Below are 16183 nucleotides of genomic sequence, written 5' to 3' on the forward strand. Positions count from 1 at the left end.
CCGGCTCCTACACGGGTCAGATCGCCGCCAGGGTATCTTTCACGGCCTTGATCTGCGGGTCGGCAGTCTTCTCGGCAAACTGCTGCGCCGCCTGCATTTTCAGGCGCTCAGTCACTTCCAGGGCAATGGCATTCTGCTGTTCGATAGGCATCGCTTTCACTTCTTCTTCGGTCAGGCCCTTTTCCTTGAGGATCTGATCGCGAATGCGCTCGGCCGGCGTCTTGGTCATGTACTCATTGAATTCTGTGCGAGCCTGGGTATTGGCTGAGGTGGCCGGCGTGGCGCTGGTCGGCGGCGTTGCTTGCAGTTGCAGGCGGGTCTTGGCAAACGCAGCATCCACATTGCTGGCCGTGGTGTCGGTAGCCTTTTGCGTGGCTTGCACCTGGGTTGCGGCAACGGCGTTCTGCACGTTCTGCATCACGCCGCTGTACAGCGCGCTGGCGGCGGCGTTGGCCGGGTCCAGGTCGGGGCGTTTGGACTGTTGGATCACGGACGAGACTTGGGTATTGACCAACATGATCGGGCACCTGTGGTTTTGAACGGTCCATAGGGTTTAGCAATTAGCGTGCCGGGACCTAAACCCCGTGTTCATTGGCTGTGAGGGCAGTCTTTAGGCAGCAAGCGGGTTGCCGACGGCCAATGTTTGCCGTCGGCGGCCATTGCCTTCAGTAGGTGATGGGAATCTCGAAGACCTGGAAGGCATCGTCCTGCGGCTGATATCCCAGAACCCGTGTGGTCTCGCTCAAGTCCAGGCGCTTGAAGCGGTTATTGGAAATGCCATGGGCGATCAAGTGCTTGACCCCCTCGATCTCCACCGAGCGCTGCAACAATTGCACGGCATCCCGAGGGCTGAGCCAGGCGCTGAGGTCGCGGGCGTTGTTCAGGTCGTGGGTTTCGGCAAATTCAAACGCGCCAATGCGTAATGCGATGGTGGAGAGTGGGGTTTTGGCTGCGTAATAGCCGCACAGCGCTTCGCCGTAGCATTTGCTCACGCCATACAGGTTGGCGGGCAGCACCGGCATGCCTGGGGTGATTTGCCGATCCACCGGGTAGCCTTCGATGGTCTGGGCGCTGCTGGCGAAGACCAGGCGCTTGACGTTGGCGGCCACAGCCGCTTCGAACAGATAGGTGGTGGCGAGGATATTGTTGGGTAGCAGTTCGTCGAAGGTGGCGCTGGCGTGGGGAATGCCCGACAGGTGCACAATCACGTCGATGCCGTCGAGCAGCGCGGTGAGGGCCGCTTTGTCACTCAAGTCGGCCTGCACGAAGCGATGGCCGTCGAGGGCGAAGCCCGGTGCGACGCGGTCGGTGAGGGTAAAGCGGTAGCGATCTTTCGACGCTTCGAAAAATGTCTTGCCGATCCTGCCGCAGGCGCCGGTGAGCAGTACGTTGAGTCCTTTCATCGTGTAATCCTTAGTTGTGCCCGTCGAGGGCAAAGGCTTGGAAACCTGGGCGTTGGCTGAGCAGGGCGTAGTACGCATCGACAGCCGGGTAGGACGGGTGCTCCATGGGTGTCATCCGCCAGCGGTGCACCGACAGGCCGATCAGGATATCGGCGAGGCTGAAGCTGTCACCGGCCACATAGGCGCCGGTTTTGCTCAGTTGCTGCTCCAGCAACCCCATCTTGTCGTTCCAACCGCGCACGCCGGCAGCAATGCGCTGCGGGTCCTGGAAGTCCGGGTTCTGGCGCACCAGGGCGTGGAAGGCATAGCCCCAGGAGGGGTTGAGTTCGGTGGCTTGCCAGTCCATCCATTGCTCGACCCTGGCCCGTGGCGCGGGGGCGGTGGGCAGCAGGTCTTGACGCTGGTGCAGGCCCACCAGGTAGCGGCAGATGGTATTGGACTCCCACAGCACGCCGTTGTCGTCGATGATCACCGGGATCTGGGCGTTGGGGTTCAGGGCGAGGAAGGCGGGTGATTGGGTGGGGGTGAAGCCGATGCCCCAGTCTTCGCGCTCGTAGGGGATGTTCAGTTCCTGGCAGGTCCACAGGACTTTTCGTACGTTGATGGACGAAGTGCGACCCAAGATTTTCAGCGCATGTCCCATGGTGCTTCCCTGGCAGGTGTGAGTTGGCGTTGGCCAATTTAGCAGGGGCCAAGTGGGCACGGTAAAAAAATGTGGGAGCTGGCTTGCCTGCGATGGCGGTGTGCCAGTCATTATCTTGGGTGGCTGACACACCGCCATCGCAGGCAAGCCCGCTCCCACCTTTTTGATCGCGTCTGGGCTTTTAGTTGTGCGGTGTTTGCTGGTCCATCAGTGTGCTCATCAGCAACACGCCCAACTCGCTCAACTGATGAATCGCCAGGGTCCTGTCACGGTCTTTGCCGGTCAGGTCTTCGGACAGGTCCAGCAGCAACGTGGTAACGGAGGAAAAGGTTTCATAGCTGTTGGCAATCAGGCTTTCGCTGCTGGCGCCGGAAGTGACGGTGAACAGGGTGGAAGGTTCGGGCGCCGGGGCGGTCGGGGGATTGAGGTAGTGATCAATAGCGCGGTGGGCGGCCTGGTTGAGTTTTGCGTCGTGAAGCGGGGGGTTGGGAGTAACTTTGAACATGGTTATGACCTTTGGCTGGGCCACCACCGGGTCGCTACTAAACGAAAGGGTGGCGGCTGTACGCAGGTTAGTAGACCGGTAAAGTCATACAAAAAACCGGCGCGCCACGAGGGCGCCCTGCGCACAGCCACCATCAAGCACAGGCGGTAAGCCTGATAGATGAAGCTCATGCTCATTTGTATGACTGCTCAGGCTACTAAACCCGATCACCGAGAAGTTCAGCGACCGGGCCACCTTAGAGAGCCCCACCCAGGCGCACAAGCCGGCGGATTCTGACGCAACCGTAGGTAACGGAGCAAGGCGCTGCCAAAGAGTCAGTCTATTCCTACAGCTGGCGCCTAGGTGCTCTCGCGCACCTTCAACTCAAACCCCATATCCACCACCGGCCGGGCGATCTTGTTGCCGGCCATCACCGTCAGCAAATGCTCTGCCGCGCGTCGGCCAATGGCTTCGCGTGGGGTGCTGATGCTGCTCAGGCGCGGCACCATGAAGCTGGAGGCGGGCAGGTCGTTGAAGCCCAGCACCGCCACCTGCTGTGGCACTTTGATCCCGTGGCGCAGGGCTTCGAGCAGGGCGCCCTGGGCCAGGTCGTCGTTGCCGAAGAAGATCGCGTCCACGTCCGGGTGGCTGGCCAACAGTTGCAGGAACAACTCGCCACCCAGGCCCACCGACGAGGGGCGCGGGGTCAGCAGTTCGAGGGCCGGGTCATACAGGCCGGCCTGTTGCAGGCCACGACGGAAACCCTCACCGCGCAGCAGTGTGCGCTGGTCCAGTTGCGCGCCGACATAGGCCAGGCGTTTGCGGCCCCGGGAGATCAGGTGCGCCGCAGCGGTTTCACCGGCACTGATCTGCGAGAAACCGACGCAGTTGAGGCCGGCCGTCGGGTCCAGGTCCATCATGTACACGCAGGGCACATTGCTCGACTCCACCATGCGCCGGGCGCTTTCGGTGCGGTCAAAGCCGGTCAGCAGCAGGCCCCGAGGCTGGTAGGCCATGTAGTTGCGCAACAGGTTTTCTTCTTCGTCCCGGGAATAGTGGGTGTTGCCGATCAGCACTTCGAAGCCCTTGGGCCGCAGCACCTGGTGGATGGCTTCCAGGGTTTCGATAAACAGCAGGTTGGACAGCGAGGGCACCAGCACCACCACCGACTGGCTGCGGGCCGACGCCAGTGCGCGGGCGGCGGGGTTGACCACGTAGTTCAGCTCGGCGGCGGCTTTCTGTACTTTTTCCACCAGTTCGGTGGCCACCGTACTGATCCCGCGCAGGGCCCGGGAGGCGGTAATCGGGCTGACCCCCGCCAGGCGGGCAACTTCGTTAAGGGTAGGGCGACCCGTCGTGCGGGTATTTTTATCGTTCTTGGAGGTCATCAGGCGGCTTGCCAAACAAAAATCGAGGCACTAAGGTAGCGCTGTCTCCAAAGGCCTGCAAATACTTGCGCAAAGGGTTGCCTGATCCTTGCGCAAACAGTTGGAGAGGATGCACGCGTCACTCCATAAAAATGACAATTAGGCGCGGGAAAAGCCTGTTTTTGCACTAGCCTTAGGGCGTGCAAAGGTAGCGCTATCTGCGTCCTGAGGTGTTTCATGAGTCAACCTGTTACCGCCCTGGTCATCATGGGTGTTTCCGGCTGTGGCAAGTCCAGTGTCAGCGAGGCCCTGTGCCTGTTGAACGGCGCCACCGCCATTGAAGGCGACAGCTTTCACCCGGCTGCCAACATCGAAAAGATGAGCGCAGGCCATCCTCTCAACGACGACGACCGTGCCGGCTGGCTCGATATCCTCTGCGATGAGCTGCGCCGTGCGCTCAAGGCCGGCGAGCATCCGGTGCTGACCTGTTCGGCGCTGAAGAAAAAATACCGCGATCACCTGCGCGAAGCCGCGCCGGGCCTGGGCTTTGTCTTCCTCGAACTGACCCGCGAGGTGGCCGCCGACCGTGTGTCCCATCGCCCCGGCCATTTCATGCCGGCCAGCCTGATCGACAGCCAGTTCGCCACCCTCGAATCGCCCATTGGCGAGCCGCTGACCCTGGCCCTCAATGCCAGTGAAGACAGCATCGACGCGTTGGCCGCGCAGACCCACGCGTGGTGGCTGACCCACGGCTTTGAACCTTCCCGATGATTTTTTGGCTGAAAGATAGCGCTATCCGACGGCACGAAACTCAACACCCGCTTTAATAACAACAACAAACAGGAGACGACCCCCATGTTTGGCATGTCCCACGAGTCTTACCTGCTGCTCGATGCAGTGGTCACCATCATCGGGTTGATCGTGTTGATCACCCGGTTCAAGGTTCACCCCTTTATCGCCCTGATCATCGCCTCAGGTTTTCTGGGCCTGACCTCGGGCATGCCCGTGGACAAGATCATCAAGGCCTTCCAGGACGGTTTCGGCGGCGTGCTCGGGTTTGTCGGGATAATCCTGGCGCTGGGTACGATGCTCGGCAAGATGATGGCCGAATCCGGCGGTGCCGATCAGATCGCCCAAACCCTGATCCGCGCCTTCGGCAAGGACAAGGTGCAGTGGGCAATGATGTTCGCCGCCTTCCTGGTGGGCATCCCGCTGTTCTTCGAGATCGGCTTTGTGCTGCTGATCCCGCTGGTGTTTATCGTTGCGCGGCGCACCGGTGTGTCGCTGATCAAGATCGGCATCCCTTTGCTCGCCGGCCTCTCGGCGGTGCATGGCCTGGTGCCGCCGCACCCGGGGCCGTTGCTGGCCATCGGCGTGTTTGGCGCGGATATCGGCAAGACCATCCTTTACGGCCTGATCGTCGCCTTGCCCACCGCCATCATCGCCGGGCCGATCTTCGGTACGTTCATTGCCAAGTACATCCCCGGCAACCCGTCCCAGGAACTGGTGGACCAACTGGCCCGCGAGTCTGACGGGAAAAACCTGCCGAGCTTCAGCATCACCCTGATCACCGTGCTGCTGCCGGTCTTCCTGATGCTGCTCAAAACCTTCGCCGACATCGCCCTGCCAGACGGGCACATCGTGCGTAACTGGATGGACATGATCGGCCACCCGATCAGCGCCTTGCTCCTGGCGTTGCTGCTGTCGCTGTACACCTTTGGCCATCGCCAGGGCATCCATTCCAAACAGATCCTCAAGCTGCTGGATGCCAGCCTTGCGCCGACCGCCGCGATCATCCTGATCATCGGTGCCGGTGGCGGTTTCAAGCAGATGCTGGTGACCAGCGGCGTGGGTGATGTGATCGGCCATATGGCGGTGACAGCGCAGATCAACCCGATCCTGCTGGCCTGGCTGGTGGCGGCGGTGATTCGGATTGCCACGGGCTCGGCGACCGTTGCCACCATTACTGGCGCAGGCATTGTGGTGCCGGTGGTGGGGATGGTGCCGGGGGTCAACCTGGAGTTGCTGGTGCTGGCGACGGGGGCGGGGTCGTTGATTCTGTCGCACGTCAACGATGCAGGGTTCTGGCTGGTCAAGCAGTACTTCAACATGACCGTGGCCGAGACGTTCAAGACCTGGACGGCCATGGAGACCATCCTGTCCATCGTGGCGCTGGGCTTCATCATGTTGCTGTCGTTGGTGGTTTAAACCTTCACTGACATCACTGTAGGAGCCGGCTTGCCGGCGATAGCATCACCTCGGTATGCCTGGCACCCCGAGGTGTGTGCATCGCCGGCAAGCCAGCTCCTACATTGACCGTTGGATCGGGTTAGGCATCAGGCCTTGGTGACCAGGCCGTCGGCCCGGAACATGGCGCGGATCCCGCGCACCGCCTGGCGAATGCGGTCCTGGTTCTCGATCAGCGCAAAGCGCACATGGTCATCGCCATACTCGCCAAAGCCGATCCCCGGCGACACACACACCTTGGCTTCGAGTAGCAACTTCTTGGCAAATTCCAGCGAACCCATGGCGGCATACGCCTCGGGGATTTTCGCCCAGACGTACATCGACGCCTTCGGGTTCTCCACCATCCAGCCCAGCTCATGCAGGCCCTTGACCAGCACGTTGCGGCGCTGGCGGTACTGCTCGGCAATATCCTTCACACATTGCTGGTCGCCTTCCAGCGCGGCAATCGCCGCCACTTGCAGCGGGGTGAAGGTGCCGTAGTCGTGGTAACTCTTGATGCGCGCCAGGGCGTTGACCAGTTCTGCGTTGCCCACCATAAAGCCAATGCGCCAGCCGGCCATGTTGTAGCTCTTGGACAGGGTGAAAAACTCCACAGCAATGTCCTTGGCGCCCGGCACCTGCATGATCGACGGGGCTTTCCAGCCGTCGTAGACGATATCGGCGTAGGCCAGGTCGTGGATCACCAGCACGTCGTACTGCTTGGCCAGGGCGATCACCCGCTCGAAGAAATCCAGCTCCACGCACTGCGCGGTCGGGTTGGACGGAAAACCCAGGATCATCATTTTCGGCTTGGGGATCGAACCGCGAATCGCCCGTTCCAGCTCGGCAAAGAAGTCCACGCCGGGAATCAGCGGCACCGAACGCACCTGGGCGCCGGCGATCACCGCACCGTAGATATGAATCGGGTAGCTGGGGTTGGGCACCAGCACGGTATCGCCCTGGTCCAGGGTGGCCAGCATCAGGTGCGCCAGGCCTTCCTTGGAGCCGATGGTCACGATGGCCTCGGTTTCCGGGTCGATATCCACCTCATAGCGGTCCTTGTACCAGCGCGAAATAGCGCGGCGCAGGCGCGGGATGCCTTTGGAGGTGGAGTAGCCGTGGGTGTCTTCACGCTGGGCGACGGTCACCAGTTTTTCCACGATATGCGGTGGGGTCGGGCCGTCGGGGTTACCCATGCTCAAGTCGATGATGTCTTCGCCGCGCCGACGCGCAGCCATCTTCAGCTCGGCAGTGATATTGAAAACATAAGGGGGGAGTCGATCTATGCGCGCAAAGCGGCGCGGCGAACCTTGGTCTGCCATTGTTGCCTCGGAATACGTAAGCGCCCGGAACCGTCCGAGCGACGTCGGCCACTGCGGTGGCCTGCAGGGCAGACAATACGGGCGATGACAGCCGTTTGTCCAGATGGCGTAGGAAATTTTTCGGTCTGGAGTATGAAGCGAGTATGCCCCTATACTCGGTATGGTTTTGGTCACTCACCCATGGAGATTGTGCAGATGAACCAACAGGCAACGCTACCCCTGGAACCCCGCATGGAAGAGGGCAAGGCCATGGTGATCGCCGGGGTCGGCGGCCATTACGGCAAGGCTACCCTGGGGGACATTCCGAAGTTGTGGGAGCTGTTCGACACGTGCATCAAGGACATCAAGAAGCGCATTGGCGGCGTGACCTACGGCGTTTGCTACAACGCCACGCAAGAAGAATTCGATTACATCGCCGGCGTCGAAGTACCGGCCAAGCATGATGTGCCGGGCAACTTTGTATCCATTGAAGTGCCGGCCAATCGTTATGCCGTCTTCGCGCACTACGGGCCGGTGTATGCGCTGTCGCAGACCTATGAGCGGATCATGTTCGAGTGGTTGCCGACGTCGGGCTACAAGGTCGCCGGGCCGGATTTTGAGCGTTACAGCGCCGATTTCGATGTGGTTAAGGGCACCGGTACTGTGGAAATCTGGCTGCCTGTCGAAAAGTCCGCATAACCTGTACATCGCCTGATCCACCGCCATCGCAGGCAAGCCAGCTCCCACATTTGTATCGGGGTGTACTCAAAACCTGGTACCGCGCAATTACCTGTGGGAGCGGGCTTGCCCGCGATGGCGATCTCAGGGGCGCCCGAGCCGGCCAGGGCCTCAATACAACGTGGCCTTGACCCGCTCCGGCATCTCCCGATCATAGGCCTCGGCATCAAACTGCCCATCATTCAGACGCTTGTGGATGGCCCCCGCTGACGGCAGCGTTGAACGCTCTACATGCTTGTCCGGGTTCCAGCAATCGGAGCGCACAAAGGCTTTCGAGCAGTGGAAATACGCCGCCTCTACCTGCACCACAATCACCGAGCGTGCCGGCTTGCCATTGACCGCAAAGCTTTGCAGCAACTCAGGCTCGATGGAAATCTGCGCCCGCCCGTTGACCCGCAGGGTCTCGCCGATCCCCGGAATGATAAACAGCAGGGCAATCCGTGGATCCACAATCAGGTTACGCAGGGTATCGAGGCGGTTGTTGCCCGGCCGATCCGGGATCGCCAGCGTGCGTTCATCGATGATCCGCACAAACCCCGGCACATCGCCCCGAGGCGAGCCGTCGAGGCCATCGGCGCCTGAAGAGCTGACAATCACCAGCGGCGAGGCGTTGACCATCGCCTGGTAATCCTCATTGAGAAACGCGATTTCCTTGCGCAGGGCACGCTCGTGGGGCAGGCCGTAGAGGGTTTCGAGTTGGTCCAGGGTGGTTAGCATGGGAGTCTCCTTGCCGGTAATCAAAACAGTAGCGCCAACCGCCGCTCATAACCCACCCGCCCTTTATACGCTTCGCCCCGGTCTACCCAGCCCTGCTGCAAATACAAGCCCAGCGCCGCCACATTGTCGCTGTCCACCGACAACTCCAAGGCGCTGATCTGCGGCCAGGCCAGGCGGGCGGCGGCGGGTAGGGCTTGTAGGCAGGCCTTGCCAAAGCCTCGGCCCTGTTGGTGGCGATCGACTTGCAAGGCATGCAGTGTGGCGCTGTGTGCGTCGGCCCAATGGGGCAGGCAGGGCGGGCGCTTGAGCAGCAGGAAGGCCACGGGAACGTCGTCGGCCAGCAGGGCGAAGCCCTTGATGCCGGGGCTTGGGTTGACCTGCAGGCTGTTCAGCGCGCAGTAGATATCACCGCTATAGGCCAGTTGCTCGGGGTGGACTTCGAGGGTGGCGAGTTGCTGTTGCTGGGTAGCAGTCAGCGTCTCATAGGGCGCGAGGCGGGTTTCCATCGAGCAGATATCCGAAGTCCTACAAGGAAGTCGCAAATTCTAGCGGCTTTATCCTTGGCGAAATTATTTTTTGTAGGCTTGTCGATTGGCAGGCGGCCCATTCGACTAAGGGTGTCTTCCGTGATTTTCCACCCCGAGGAGTATCGCCATGAGCAACCCAATCAACACCCTGATCGAGCAATGGAAACAAGCGGTAGTCGCCAAGGATGTCGAGCAGATTGTCAGCTTTTACGCCGACGATATCGTCGCGTTCGACGCCGTCAAGGCCCTGCAGTTCAAAGGCAAGGCGGCCTACCGCGCCCATTGGCAGGCCTGCATGGAGTTTTGCCCAGGCCCAGGGGTTTTTGATTTCCATGAGCTGCATATCGTCGCCGCCGATAACAGCGCCTTCGCCCACTGGCTTGCGCACTGTGGTGGCTCTGGGCCAGATGGCGTGCTGAAAACCTGCTGGATGCGCGTCACCGCCGGTTATCAACGTATCGACGGCCAATGGAAGGTGGTGCATGAGCACTGGTCCGCGCCTTTCGATATGGAAACCGGCGCCGGGCTGTTCGACCTGAAACCTTGAGCGCTGCCAACTATAGTCAGTAGTCCGAAAACGGAGAACGCCATGAAATACCTGTGCCTGGTCTACAGCGCCGAAGCCTTGCTGCACAGCCTGCCCGACAGCCCCAAGGACCCGGAATGCCACGCCTATGCCGAGGCGGTCCACGGTAGTGGCCGCATGCTCGCGGCCGAGGCCCTGGAGCCGGTGAGCACGGCCACCACCGTGCGCATGCGCAACGGCAAGTTATCGATCACCGATGGGCCGTTTGCCGAAACCAAGGAGCAGCTTGCCGGCTTCTATCTGATTGAAGCCCGGGACTTGAATGAGGCGCTGCAGGTGGCCGGCGGCATTCCGGCGGCACGGGTCGGCAGTGTGGAAGTACGTCCCGTGCGTGATTTGAATCTCTGAACCCAACAATCACAAGACTCAGGAGGTTTATCCATGAACACTCAACCCGCTGCATTCGAACTGTCCATCAGCCGCATGATCGACGCCCCGCCGAGCCGGGTGTTCCGTGCCTGGACCGAGCCTGCGTTGTTGCAGCAATGGTGGGGCCCACACGGCATGACCACGCCGGAGTGCGAAATGAACCTGTGGGTCGGTGGTCTGTTTCGCACCCTGATGCGCGCGCCGGACGGCAGCGAGTATCCGACCCAGGGCGTGTTCCTGGAGATCGACGCGCCGCGCCGCCTGGTGTTTACCGATGCGTTCCTGCCCGGCTGGATCCCATCGGGCAAGCCGTTCATGAGCGCCGAAGTGACCTTCGAGGACGTTGCCGGCAAGACCCGCTACACCGCGCGCGCCATGCATTGGACTGAAGCCGACAAACAGGCCCACGAAGCCATGGGCTTTCACCAGGGGTGGGGCGAGAGCCTGGACCGGCTGGTGGCGCTGGTGACCCAGGGCATGCCCGATTGACCGTCAAGGCCCGGGTCGAGGCGGTCTACCGCAGTGACTCGCGGCGCGTCCTGGCGACCTTGATTCGCCTGCTGGGGGATTTCGATCTCGCCGAAGAAGCCTTGCACGAGGCGTTCTTCGTCGCGGTCGAGCGCTGGCAGCAGGATGGCGTGCCCGACAACCCTGGGGCGTGGCTGGTGTCGACCGGGCGCTTCAAGGCCATCGACCGCTTGCGCCGCCAGGCCCGTTTCACCCCGTTGCTGCAGGAGCAGGCCGATGCGCTGGAAGCGGCTGACTGGAGTACCGAAGACGTGGAAGACGACCGCCTGCGCCTGATCTTCACCTGCTGCCATCCGGCGCTGGCAGCCGATGCGCAAGTGCCGCTTACCCTGCGTGAGATTTGTGACCTCAGCACCGAGGAAATTGCCCGAGCCTTCCTGGTCACGCCGGCCACCATTGCCCAACGCATCGTGCGCGCCAAGGGCAAGATCCGCGAGGCGAAAATCCCCTACCAAGTTCCAGGGCTGGCGGAGTTGCCTGAGCGCCTGGACAGCGTACTGCGCGTGATTTACCTGGTATTCAATGAGGGTTATTCGGCGTCCATGGGCGCCGACCTGACCCGTGACGACTTGACCCGCGAGGCCATACGCCTGGGCCACCTGCTCCTGGAGTTGCTGCCGGAGCCGGAAGTCATGGGCCTGCTGGCGTTGATGCTGCTCCATGAGTCCCGGCGCCCGGCCCGGTTATCGCCCGCTGCTGAGTTGGTGCTGCTGGATGAACAGGACCGGACGTTGTGGGATGCCGCGTTGATTGCCCAGGGCTGCGCGTTGGTGGAGCAGGCCCTGGCCACCCGGCGTTTTGGCCCTTACGGCCTGCAAGCGGCAATTGCCGCGGTGCACGCCGAGGCGCCGAGTGCGGCGCAGACCGATTGGCCACAGATTATTGGCCTGTATGACGTGCTGCTGAGGATGCTGCCGTCCCCGGTGATCGAGCTCAACCGCGCCGCCGCCGTGGCCATGCGCGATGGGCCATTGGCGGGGTTGCAACAGGTCGAGGGGATCCTGGCGCGCGGCGAGTTGCTGGATTACCACCTGGCGCATTCAGCGCGTGGCGAGTTCTGCCGGCAATTGGGGCGGATGAAAGAGGCGCGCCAGGCGTATGAAAAAGCCCTGTGCCTGACCCAGCAAATGCCAGAAAAGCGCTTCATCGAACGACGCCTGGCAACCTGCACCGATAGGCCTGTGTAGGCGCCGGCGGAGGTTATTCGAGCATCTTTTCCAGCAACCAACTCCCCGCCGGGCCCGGCGGGTGTTGCCGCGACCACAACGCATCCACCGCCACCGAGCGCGGCCAGCCGCGAGCCTTGAGCTCCACCAGTTGGCCATTGGCAAAGCGCTCCACCAGCCAGCTCGGCAAGGGGGCCCAGCCAAAACCGAGGATGGCCATCTCCATCAGCATCAAAAAGCTGGGGGCGGACCAGACTCGGCCGGTCAGCCGGTTTTCATTGGGGTTGATGATGCTTGCCAGGCGCAGCTCCCGGTACTGTTGCAGGGTTTGCTGGTCGATACCATCGAGGCTGGCCAGTGCGTGCCGCGGGGACACAAACAGCGCAAGTTGTGCGCGCTCCTCGATGGTGGCATGGGTCAGGTCTGGCGGGTAGACCTCCTGCGCCTCGATAAACGCCAACTGCGCGCGCCCGCTTTGCACCAGGGCGATGAGGTCTTCGCATTCGGCAATCAACCACTCCAGCTCCAGGTCCGGATAGCGCTGCTCCAGGGCACCGAGCAGCGTTTCAAAGCGCCCCGACTGATAGGTATCAGACATGGCAATACTGAGCTTGGGCTCCAGCCCCTGGGATAACTGGCTGGCGGCAAGCTCCAGGCGACTGCTGGCCTCCAGCACCTGCTCGGCCCGTTGCAGCAGAACGTGCCCGGCCGGGGTCAGGCTGGGCTTGCGGCTGCTGCGGTCGAATAGCACCACGTCCAGATCAATTTCCAGGCTGGCCACTGCGGCGCTGACTGTCGACTGGCTCTTGCCCAGCTTGCGCGCCGCCGCCGAAAACGAGCCTTGGGTCGCCGCCTGCACAAACGCTTGCAACACTTCATGAGAAGCCATGATCTATCGCCTTGATCGATGGTTATTGATTATGAAGTATCGTTTCAGGGCGCGATGATGGCAACCCAAGACATTCACAGAGCAACACCTATGAACACCACCAAGTCCATCACCGAACGTGTTTTCCAGGCCCTTGGCTTCGAAGGCCTGGCCTTGCTGATCTGTACCCCGTTGCTGGTCTGGATCACCGGTCGCCCAGCCCTGGAAATGGGCGCGGTGACCCTGGCCATCAGCCTGTTGGCGTTGACGTGGAACATGATCTTCAACAGCGTGTTCGATCGCCTCAAGGTGCGCCTGCAACTGGCCAATAGCGTCAAGACCCGGATCATGCACGCCCTGCTGTTCGAGGGTGGGCTGATTCTGTTTGCCGTACCGCTGATTGCCGCGTGGCTCAATATCAGCCTGATGCAGGCGTTTATCCTGGATATCGGCGTGTTGCTGTTCTTCCTGCCGTACACCTATGTGTACCACTGGGGCTACGACGTGCTGCGGGAAAAGTTCCTGCAGCAACGTGCGCCAGAGCAAGTGTGAGGGTCAGACGAACATCCCGCCCGACGCCTCGATACGCTGCCCATTGATCCATTTGCTGCCATCGGCCAGCAAGGTGGAGATCGCCCCGCCAATGTCGTCCGGCAAGCCGACCCGACCCAGGGCCGTGTTGCTGGCGACAAAGGCATTGATGCCGGCGTTGTCGCGTACCGCGCCGCCACCGAAGTCGGTCTCGATGGCACCGGGGGCGAGGGTGTTGACGCTGATCCCCCGTGCGCCCAATTCCTTGGCCTGGTAACGGGTCAGCACTTCCACCGCGCCTTTCATTGAGGCGTAGGCGGCATAACCGGGCAGGCTGAAGCGGGCCAGGCCGCTGGAGATATTGATGATGCGCCCGCCATCGACGAGCAGCGCCAGGAGCTTCTGGGTCAGGAAGAACGGGCCCTTGAGGTGGATCGCGACCATTTGATCGAACTGCGCTTCGGTGGTCTCGACAAAGCTGGCATGGGTGCCGATCCCGGCGTTGTTGATCAGGAAATCGAAATGCGCCTGGGCGAAATGCGCTTGCAGGACCTCGCCGAGCTGGCTGACAAACCCGTCGAACGTGGCGCTCTGGCTTACATCCAGTTGCAACATGGCGGCGCGGCCGCCGAGCTGTTCAATCTCTGCCACCACCGCCTGGGCCTCAGCGGCCTTGCTGTAGTAGGTGCCGACAATATCGATGCCTTGCGCGGCCAGATGCAGGGCGGTGCTTTTGCCCAAGCCACGGCTGGCGCCGGTGATCAATGCGATTTTACGGGTCATGGTGCAGTCCTCGGAGCGGGTGGGTAATGGTGGAATGAGTGTATTTGTCCGGGTATTGCGTGATAAACAGAGTTAATCCGGAATCACTGGTCGGATCAGTCGAACAATCACGGGGCGCCACCATGAACAAGCTGGACCTGTTGCGCACCTTTGTGCGGGTCACCGAACTGTCGAGTTTCACCCAGGCCGGCGACAGCCTGGGGCTGCCGCGCTCGACGGTGTCCGAGCAGGTGCGCGCCCTCGAAGACCTGTTGGGCACGCGCCTGTTGCAGCGCACCACGCGCAAGGTGCAGGCGACCCAGGACGGGCGCGTGCTGTATGAGCGCAGCAAGGACCTGCTGGCCCATATGGAAGAGCTGGAGGGGTTGTTTCGCCAGGACGAGGCGCAATTGACCGGGCGGATCCGTATCGACATGCCCAATGTGATGGCACGTAAGGTGATCCTGCCGCACCTGCCGGAGTTTATGGACCGGCACCCCTTGATCGAGCTGCAAATCAGCAGCTCCGACCGCCAGGTCGACCTGCTGGCCGAAGGTTTTGATTGTGTGTTGCGCGTGGGCGTACAACCAGACCAGTCCGTGGTGGCGCGCCTGTTGTGCAGCATGCCGATGATCAACTGCGTAAGCCCCGGTTACCTGCAACGCTATGGCGAACCCAAGACCCTGGCCGATCTGGCCGCCCATCAACTGGTGCATTACGTGCGGCCGCTGGGTGCGCGCTCCGCGGGTTTTGAATATGTGCAGGGCAACAAGGTGCAACGTATTGCCATGGCCGGGCGGGTCACGGTCAGCAGCACGGATGCGTACCAGTCGGCATGCCTCGCCGGTTTCGGGATCATTCAGGTACCGGGGCTGGGCATCCGCGAATTGCTCGAAAAGGGCGAATTGGTGGCGGTGCTCCCCGACTATCCCGCGCCTGCGCTGGATGTATCGATGCTGTATGCCGGCCAGCGCCACTTGCCGCTACGGGTACGGGTGCTGATGGACTGGTTATCGGCCACCTTGAAGGCCCAGCTTTAACGGCGTGTCGATAGTTGCTGGGGGGCGAGGAAGGCATCGTGGAAGTAGTCGCGGAACGCCTGCATCGCCGGGGTAAAGGTGCGCTCACGGTGCCAGGCCAGGCCGACACTCATGGGCGCGACCTTGTCAGTCACGCTCAAGGTCTCGATGCGTTTGCCTTCCAGGGACCAGGGGCGGTGGACCAGGTCGGACAGAATCGCCACGCCACTGCCATTGGCCACCATACTGCGCACCGCCTCTACCGAACTGGTGCGCAGCCGCACCTTGGGCGTCTGCCCGGCCTGCTCCCAATAACGCATGGCACTTTGCTCGGCCTCGTCCACAGTCAGCAGGATATAGGGTTCCTGCGCCACATCCGCCAGGCTCACCGCACGCCGTTCACACAGCGGGTGGTGGCTGGGCAGCCACAGGCGGCGTTCGGAATTGAACAGGATTTGCGAGACGATATCCGGGTGGGTGAGATTGGCGGTGAGCACCACGGCCATCTCGAACTGGCCATCCAGCAGCCCTTGTTCGATGGCCTGGCGCTCCTGCTCGAAGACTTCGATGGTCACGTCCGGGTGCCAATGCTCCAGGCGTTGCAAGTGGTGCGGCAGGAAGTAACCCAACACCGTGTAACTGGCCGCGACCCGCAGCACGCCGCTGGCGCGCAAGTCTGGCAGCGGGCTGCTGAGGGCATCGTCGACACTGCGCACAATCACGTAGGCACGGTTGAGAAAATGCCGGCCGGCGTCGGTCAGGTTCATGCCCTGGGCCGAGCGTACAAACAGCTGGGCGCCGAGCATGGCTTCCAGCTCCTTGATCGCGGTGGTCACTGCCGACTGGGAGATATTCAGGTGAATCGCCGCCTGGGAAATCTGGCCGATTTCGGCGGTGGCGACAAAGTAGCGAACCTGGCGCAGCGTAAGCGACATGGGGATTTCTCTT

Annotated in this window: 20 protein-coding genes; 9 read left to right on the top strand and 11 right to left on the bottom strand. The window is 61.7% G+C overall.

Features of this window, described 5'->3' with window-relative positions; all coding sequences use genetic code 11:
- Positions 1–16: 16 nt before the first annotated feature.
- The 5 genes from HBO12_RS08625 to gntR all read right to left on the bottom strand — a co-directional run bounded on the left by HBO12_RS08625 (position 17) and on the right by gntR (position 3921).
- Positions 17–517 carry a hypothetical protein gene (locus HBO12_RS08625; RefSeq protein ID WP_169955337.1) on the bottom strand — a complete coding sequence of 167 codons (501 nt, stop codon included), beginning with the start codon at positions 515–517 and terminating at the stop codon, positions 17–19.
- A gap of 148 nt (positions 518–665) precedes the next feature.
- The gene (locus HBO12_RS08630; RefSeq protein WP_170041928.1) at positions 666–1403 is read right to left on the bottom strand and encodes an NAD-dependent epimerase/dehydratase family protein; all 738 of its coding nucleotides are present in this window, start codon (positions 1401–1403) and stop codon (positions 666–668) included.
- 10 nt (positions 1404–1413) lie between these two features.
- Entirely contained in the window at positions 1414–2046 is a 633-nt protein-coding gene (locus HBO12_RS08635; RefSeq protein WP_170041929.1) for a glutathione S-transferase family protein, read from the bottom strand.
- A 181-nt stretch (positions 2047–2227) separates the two neighbouring features.
- Positions 2228–2551, bottom strand: a complete 324-nt coding sequence (locus HBO12_RS08640; RefSeq protein WP_170041930.1) for a DUF6124 family protein — start codon at positions 2549–2551, stop codon at positions 2228–2230.
- Between the two features lie 338 nt (positions 2552–2889).
- Positions 2890–3921 (bottom strand): HTH-type transcriptional regulator GntR, encoded by a 1032-nt coding sequence (gntR, locus tag HBO12_RS08645; protein ID WP_169955372.1) that lies wholly within the window; start codon positions 3919–3921, stop codon positions 2890–2892.
- A gap of 213 nt (positions 3922–4134) precedes the next feature.
- Between gntR and HBO12_RS08650 the strand changes: the two genes are divergently transcribed.
- Both HBO12_RS08650 and HBO12_RS08655 read left to right on the top strand, forming a co-directional pair.
- Positions 4135–4668 (top strand): gluconokinase, encoded by a 534-nt coding sequence (locus HBO12_RS08650; RefSeq protein ID WP_170041931.1) that lies wholly within the window; start codon positions 4135–4137, stop codon positions 4666–4668.
- 84 nt (positions 4669–4752) lie between these two features.
- On the top strand, positions 4753–6105 hold the full coding sequence (locus tag HBO12_RS08655) for a GntP family permease (RefSeq protein WP_169955332.1): 1353 nt from the start codon (positions 4753–4755) through the stop codon (positions 6103–6105).
- 128 nt (positions 6106–6233) lie between these two features.
- On the opposite strand, the gene alaC is transcribed toward HBO12_RS08655, so the two are convergent.
- A complete protein-coding gene (gene alaC / locus HBO12_RS08660; protein WP_029296464.1) occupies positions 6234–7445 on the bottom strand; it encodes an alanine transaminase in 1212 nt (403 codons plus the stop codon).
- A 195-nt stretch (positions 7446–7640) separates the two neighbouring features.
- Here alaC and HBO12_RS08665 point away from each other — a divergent pair, with 195 nt between their 5' ends.
- Positions 7641–8123, top strand: a complete 483-nt coding sequence (locus tag HBO12_RS08665) for a GyrI-like domain-containing protein (RefSeq protein ID WP_170041932.1) — start codon at positions 7641–7643, stop codon at positions 8121–8123.
- Positions 8124–8273: 150 nt separating this feature from the next.
- Here the strand turns inward: HBO12_RS08665 and HBO12_RS08670 are convergent, their stop codons facing one another.
- Positions 8274–8879 (bottom strand): pyridoxamine 5'-phosphate oxidase family protein, encoded by a 606-nt coding sequence (locus HBO12_RS08670; protein ID WP_170041933.1) that lies wholly within the window; start codon positions 8877–8879, stop codon positions 8274–8276.
- A gap of 20 nt (positions 8880–8899) precedes the next feature.
- Positions 8900–9385, bottom strand: coding sequence for a GNAT family N-acetyltransferase (locus HBO12_RS08675; RefSeq protein WP_169955328.1), 486 nt, complete (start codon positions 9383–9385; stop codon positions 8900–8902).
- A gap of 148 nt (positions 9386–9533) precedes the next feature.
- Between HBO12_RS08675 and HBO12_RS08680 the strand changes: the two genes are divergently transcribed.
- The 4 genes from HBO12_RS08680 to HBO12_RS08695 are packed head-to-tail and all read left to right on the top strand — an operon-like array spanning position 9534 to position 12076.
- Positions 9534–9953 (top strand): YybH family protein, encoded by a 420-nt coding sequence (locus tag HBO12_RS08680; RefSeq protein ID WP_170041934.1) that lies wholly within the window; start codon positions 9534–9536, stop codon positions 9951–9953.
- Between the two features lie 42 nt (positions 9954–9995).
- Positions 9996–10340, top strand: coding sequence for a YciI family protein (locus tag HBO12_RS08685; RefSeq protein WP_169955326.1), 345 nt, complete (start codon positions 9996–9998; stop codon positions 10338–10340).
- 33 nt (positions 10341–10373) lie between these two features.
- Positions 10374–10850: an SRPBCC family protein gene (locus HBO12_RS08690; protein ID WP_169955325.1), complete on the top strand. Its 477-nt coding sequence runs from the start codon at positions 10374–10376 to the stop codon at positions 10848–10850.
- Positions 10847–12076, top strand: a complete 1230-nt coding sequence (locus HBO12_RS08695) for an RNA polymerase sigma factor (protein WP_169955324.1) — start codon at positions 10847–10849, stop codon at positions 12074–12076. Before HBO12_RS08690 ends, HBO12_RS08695 begins: the two co-directional genes overlap by 4 nt.
- A 13-nt stretch (positions 12077–12089) precedes the next feature.
- Here the strand turns inward: HBO12_RS08695 and HBO12_RS08700 are convergent, their stop codons facing one another.
- Positions 12090–12944: a LysR family transcriptional regulator gene (locus tag HBO12_RS08700; protein ID WP_170041935.1), complete on the bottom strand. Its 855-nt coding sequence runs from the start codon at positions 12942–12944 to the stop codon at positions 12090–12092.
- A gap of 90 nt (positions 12945–13034) precedes the next feature.
- On the opposite strand from HBO12_RS08700, the gene HBO12_RS08705 reads away from it, so the two are divergent.
- Positions 13035–13475 carry a multidrug/biocide efflux PACE transporter gene (locus tag HBO12_RS08705; protein ID WP_169955322.1) on the top strand — a complete coding sequence of 147 codons (441 nt, stop codon included), beginning with the start codon at positions 13035–13037 and terminating at the stop codon, positions 13473–13475.
- A gap of 3 nt (positions 13476–13478) precedes the next feature.
- On the opposite strand, the gene HBO12_RS08710 is transcribed toward HBO12_RS08705, so the two are convergent.
- Positions 13479–14237 (bottom strand): SDR family NAD(P)-dependent oxidoreductase, encoded by a 759-nt coding sequence (locus HBO12_RS08710; protein ID WP_170041936.1) that lies wholly within the window; start codon positions 14235–14237, stop codon positions 13479–13481.
- A 122-nt stretch (positions 14238–14359) separates the two neighbouring features.
- Between HBO12_RS08710 and HBO12_RS08715 the strand changes: the two genes are divergently transcribed.
- On the top strand, positions 14360–15256 hold the full coding sequence (locus HBO12_RS08715) for a LysR family transcriptional regulator (RefSeq protein ID WP_169955320.1): 897 nt from the start codon (positions 14360–14362) through the stop codon (positions 15254–15256).
- Here HBO12_RS08715 and HBO12_RS08720 read toward each other — a convergent pair.
- A complete protein-coding gene (locus HBO12_RS08720; protein WP_170041937.1) occupies positions 15253–16170 on the bottom strand; it encodes a LysR family transcriptional regulator in 918 nt (305 codons plus the stop codon). The genes HBO12_RS08715 and HBO12_RS08720 overlap by 4 nt on opposite strands.
- Positions 16171–16183: the final 13 nt, after the last annotated feature.

The organism is Pseudomonas sp. WS 5059, from assembly GCF_012985525.1.
GTDB lineage: Bacteria > Pseudomonadota > Gammaproteobacteria > Pseudomonadales > Pseudomonadaceae > Aquipseudomonas.